Origin of the sequence: Shewanella sp. 11B5, assembly GCF_002836795.1 — a bacterium.
Classification (GTDB): domain Bacteria; phylum Pseudomonadota; class Gammaproteobacteria; order Enterobacterales; family Shewanellaceae; genus Shewanella; species Shewanella frigidimarina.
The window spans coordinates 1-4,754 of record NZ_PJAP01000448.1; the positions used below are offsets into that span (position 1 = coordinate 1).

Here is a 4,754-nt window from a genome sequence, read left to right on the forward strand (position 1 = left end):
AGCAAGGGGGATGAGTGTCGGATTACCGGTGACAAAATCTGCAGTTTCGATGGCATCGCCCACAGCATAAATATCTGCATCGGAGGTACGCATGCCTTCGTCAACCCGAATACCACCGAGTGGGCCTAATACTAAACCGCACTCAGACGCCAAGCTGGTCTCAGGTTTAACACCAATGGCGAGGATGACTAAATCGGTTGCTAAGGTGTTGTTATCACTCAATGCTAGTTGCAGATGGTAGTGAGGTAATATTGGCTTATCATAATCACCGGTATTATCGGCTTCAGCCAGTTGTATCGGGTATTCATCAACAGCGGTTAAGCCGGTTTTTAAGCGTAAATCAACGCCATTATCGACGAGCTTTTGATGCAGCATGTTGGCCATTTCCAGATCAACAGGTCCCATCACTTGGTCTGCTAGTTCGAGTAAGGTGACGTCTAATCCAAGGTGGCGCAACGCTTCTACCATTTCTAAACCAATAAACCCACCGCCTACTACAGTGGCATGTTTAGGTTTATGCAGTAGAAGATTCGACAGGATTTTATCCATATCAGGAATATTACGTAGGCTATGGACGAAATGGTTATTGATGCCGCTAATGGGTGGTTTGATTGGTGATGCACCGGGGCTGAGTAATAGCTTTTCATATGACTCTTGATACATTTCATTGGTCATAAGGTTACGTACGGTTAATTGCTTGGCTTGCCTGTCAATCGAGACGACTTCATTATGTACCCGTACATCGACATTAAAACGTGACTTAAAGCTTTCGGGTGTTTGCAGTAATAGTGCGTCTCGGGATTCAATTTCACCACTAATATGGTAAGGCAAACCACAGTTGGCAAATGAAACAAATTCGCCCCTTTCAAGGATGATTATTTCAGCGGTTTCAGATACACGTCTTGCTCTTGCTGCCGCCGATGCTCCGCCAGCAACACCACCAATAATGACTATTTTGGTCATGCTATTCTCCAATAAAATTAACGATTAACCTAGCGACTATCAATCAGACTTTTTGTTTTCCTGATTTGCTATTAAGTGCTTTTTGGCAAGCAAAGCAGTGACCGTACATATTGAGGCTGTGGTGGTGAATACTCATGCCGTGATGTTCTGCCGCTAATCCTAACCGAAGCTCAATCAAGGGGTCGATAAAATCTATTAACTTGCCACAGGTTAAACAAATTAAATGATCATGCCGTGGTTTATTACTGAGCTCATAAACAGTATTTTTAGATTCAAATAATCGACCTACAACGAGGCCTGCTTGTTCAAAATTCGCCATAATTCGGTGTACAGTATGAAGACCAATGGTCTCTCCCTGAGCATTTAACCCCAGATAAATATTTTCTATTGTTAAATGCTGCTCATCAACTTTAGTTAAAAACTCAAGTAGCTTACAGCCTTGAGCTGTTATTTTGAGGCCAGAGTCTTTCAATACTGCTTGCATTAGATTGACCTAAACACGTCGACACGTGTTAACTGTGTTTAATCTTCAGCTGATATTATTTGTCATCAACGCTTTGCCATTAATAAGACTATCAACCACCTTATGCCTAGCTCCTTTAACCAAATTAGCCAACGTTTGACGAGAGATATTCATTGATTTAGCCGCTTCTTGCTGCTGCATACCCAGCAAATCAACTAAGCGTAAAGCCTCAATTTCATCCTCTGCAAGTGGTACCTGCTCTAACTGGGTCATTGGGATACCATTGGGCTTAAAACAGATGTTGGCAGCTTGGCCGCATATGGTTCGGGGGATTTTAGGTCTTGCCATGTAACACCTCATTTTTAGCATATGCCATATATACTGAATGTAGTTCGCACATGCAAGCTCTATTCTTTATTGAGTTTGAGATACAAACAGATCTTTGATCTAGCCCATAAAACTGACAATTCTACGATACTGATTTTATCACTGTGCTAAATCAAGCTGGTTTTGGGATTGTTAGTGACTGTTTAATGATGCTATTGATTCATACGGTTACTATCCGAGAGATTATTTTATAATCCGTGATACACCCAGCAGCGCAAGCATCTATGAGGCGCCAATTACCAGTTAATCACACGAACAATGCAAATCAAATAACGCTGTTATGATTTTTTATTATCTCTGATGGAGATAAACTTATAAGCTCCACGTCTCAAGTGCGCCATCTGAGCTTAAGGTCAATAGCTTACCATTAGGTTTCATTACCATTGAAAATACCGTGGTACCAGCGTTATAGGCGGTGATATCCCAATGAGAAAGCTCTTTTCCAGATGAGGTATCCCAATAGATAACACTTTGTTTTGATGTTGCGGTAATTAAGTTTTTGCCGTGATTGACGAATAACGCCTGCCGAAAATAGCGATAGCGTTCAAGGTAATCTAGATGACTTACTGGCTGCGTTGTTTGGGTATCGATAATGACATTGTTGTCGAGTGCATCGGCAATAAATAAGCGCCGATTAGCGTCATCAAAACTCACGCTGGTGATTTGTTGAGGACGCGAGAAACTGCTGATCAACTCACCGCTATAAGCAGCCCAAATATGTACATCACCATCAAGTCCAGTCGATAATACCTGCTGTTCAAAGCCCGATAGCTCAACATGATTAACGGCGGCGCTGTGTTGTTTAAACAATGACATTGTCATGCTACTTCGTTGTATCACTGTAATTGAACCATCATTCATTCCCACCAAAATAGTGCTGCCTGTTTGGCTCAGAAAAAGGCTCGAAATACTGGCGTCGGGATTAAATCCCTGGGCGGGCCAACGTATGTCTAATTTGCCTGTCTCAAGGTTAAAAACGGATATTTTTTGTTTGCCAGCAGTCGCAAGGAATTGTTTGTTACCTGATAACGCCAGCAGATAATTGGTTTCATCAAAGTCATCGTCAGACCATTGATGTATTAGTTGGCTTGTTGCTACATCCCAAATTGATAATGTACGGCTTCTGCCTAATGTGACAGCCATACTGGCATCGTTAGACAGTACGCCATCAATTAGTGTTTCTTGAACAAGTGGTTGAATATTATCGGGGGTTTTCATCACCTCAGCTTGATTGCAGCCAGAGACAGCCATCATTATCGTGATTACGGTAATAAAGTGCACATTGATTAGTAATCTAGAGCCGGCATTAGCTAACAATTTAATTCCCCTATAAAAAAGATGCTTTCAACATAATAACATAGAGCGTTACCGCTGGTTTTAATGGTTTGTAGCTACATGAATAGCACGATTTTTTTTAAAAACGGCATGATTTTTTGATATAGCAAAGTCTGCGTTCAAATTATGCATCTATTAAGAAAAAGCGAATTCAGGCACAATAACGGTTAACAATCTGTTATTTAAGCCAAGGAACCCACATGACGCAAATTACCTTAACCACTCCCGATGATTGGCATCTTCATTTTCGAGATGGGGATATGCTAGGTGAAACGGTTCCTGCAACGGCTCGATTGTTTCAACGCGCGATTGTGATGCCTAATTTAGTCCCACCAGTAACGACCGCTACAATGGCTTTAGCTTATCGAGATCGTATCTTGGCGGCGCGCCCATCCGGAAGTACTTTTCAGCCGTTAATGACGCTATTTTTAACTAATAACACCAGCGCTCAAGATATTATCGATGCCAAAGCGGCAGGGGTAGTGGCAGGAAAGTTATACCCAGCAGGTGCGACCACAAATTCAGATGCAGCAGTTAAAGCTTTGGATGAGTTGTTTCCTATATTTGAGGTTATGGCACAACAAGGCATGTTGCTATTAGTGCATGGCGAAGTGACAGAATCACATATTGATATTTTTGATCGCGAAAAAATGTTTATCGATCGCTATTTATCGCGCATTGTCGAAGCCATTCCTAGCCTTAAAGTGGTGTTTGAACATATCACCACTAAAGAAGCGGCTGAGTTTGTCGCAGAGGCTTCAGCTAATGTTGCTGCAACCATTACCCCACAGCATTTATTGTTAAATCGTAATGATTTACTCGTCGGTGGTGTTCGTCCACATAACTTTTGCTTACCCGTATTAAAACGCAATATTCACCAGCATGCATTGCAAGCTGCTGTGGCGACGGGTTCAAGTAAATTCTTTTTAGGTACTGATTCTGCCCCGCATGAAAAACACCGCAAAGAGTCAGCCTGTGGCTGTGCAGGTTGTTACAGTGCCTGGAGTGCATTAGAACTCTATGCGCAAGTTTTTGATAACTTAGGGGCATTGGATAAGTTAGAAGGTTTTGCCAGCTTACATGGCGCAGACTTTTATGGCTTACCACGCAACAGCGGCACTGTGACGCTAGTGAAACAAGAATGGACGGTACCAGAAGAGATTATTCTGCCAAACGGCAATCCTATCGTGCCATTTTTTGCAGGACAAAAAGTGAATTGGAAAGTGAAAACGGCTTAATTCAATCACTAAGCTAACTATATGTTTAACTATGTAATTAGCTATGTAATTAACTAAGTTATTCACTCTATAAGCTAATTTTTCTCGAGTATTGTTAAGTTGAAATCGCTTAATGACCAATAGATTTATTAATGCCTGTCAGCTTGCTGATAGGCATTTTTTATCAGCGTCTTATTGAGGATCTCTTATTGGTTTTTTCATTTTTTGCTTGTTTCAGTAAAAGCGCTTCAAATGCCGCTTGGGGTAATGGTTTACTAAATAAGTAACCTTGGCCGTAATCACATTTCAATGCATTAAGCAGATGATACTGCTCTTCTGTTTCAACGCCTTCTGCCACGACCGTTAAATTAAGCCCATGCCCCATAGCG

6 protein-coding genes are annotated in these 4,754 nt (G+C 41.6%); 1 reads left to right on the plus strand and 5 read right to left on the minus strand.

Going from position 1 to position 4,754, the window contains the following annotated elements:
* The 4 genes from CXF78_RS10415 to CXF78_RS10430 all read right to left on the minus strand — a co-directional run.
* A partial coding sequence (locus tag CXF78_RS10415) for an NAD(P)/FAD-dependent oxidoreductase (protein ID WP_180957107.1) occupies positions 1–963 on the minus strand: 963 nt, incomplete at its 3' end.
* 43 nt (positions 964–1,006) lie between these two features.
* On the minus strand, positions 1,007–1,447 hold the full coding sequence (locus CXF78_RS10420) for a transcriptional repressor (protein WP_102036732.1): 441 nt from the start codon (positions 1,445–1,447) through the stop codon (positions 1,007–1,009).
* A gap of 45 nt (positions 1,448–1,492) precedes the next feature.
* On the minus strand, positions 1,493–1,774 hold the full coding sequence (locus CXF78_RS10425) for a DUF134 domain-containing protein (RefSeq protein WP_102036733.1): 282 nt from the start codon (positions 1,772–1,774) through the stop codon (positions 1,493–1,495).
* Positions 1,775–2,125: 351 nt separating this feature from the next.
* Complete coding sequence (locus CXF78_RS10430) at positions 2,126–3,031, minus strand: WD40 repeat domain-containing protein (protein ID WP_257984885.1); 906 nt, start codon at positions 3,029–3,031, stop codon at positions 2,126–2,128.
* A gap of 317 nt (positions 3,032–3,348) precedes the next feature.
* Here CXF78_RS10430 and pyrC point away from each other — a divergent pair, with 317 nt between their 5' ends.
* Complete coding sequence (gene pyrC, locus CXF78_RS10435; RefSeq protein ID WP_102036734.1) at positions 3,349–4,386, plus strand: dihydroorotase; 1,038 nt, start codon at positions 3,349–3,351, stop codon at positions 4,384–4,386.
* A 163-nt stretch (positions 4,387–4,549) separates the two neighbouring features.
* On the opposite strand, the gene CXF78_RS10440 is transcribed toward pyrC, so the two are convergent.
* The coding region (locus tag CXF78_RS10440) for an EAL domain-containing protein (protein WP_145991417.1) at positions 4,550–4,754 on the minus strand (205 nt) is incomplete at its 5' end.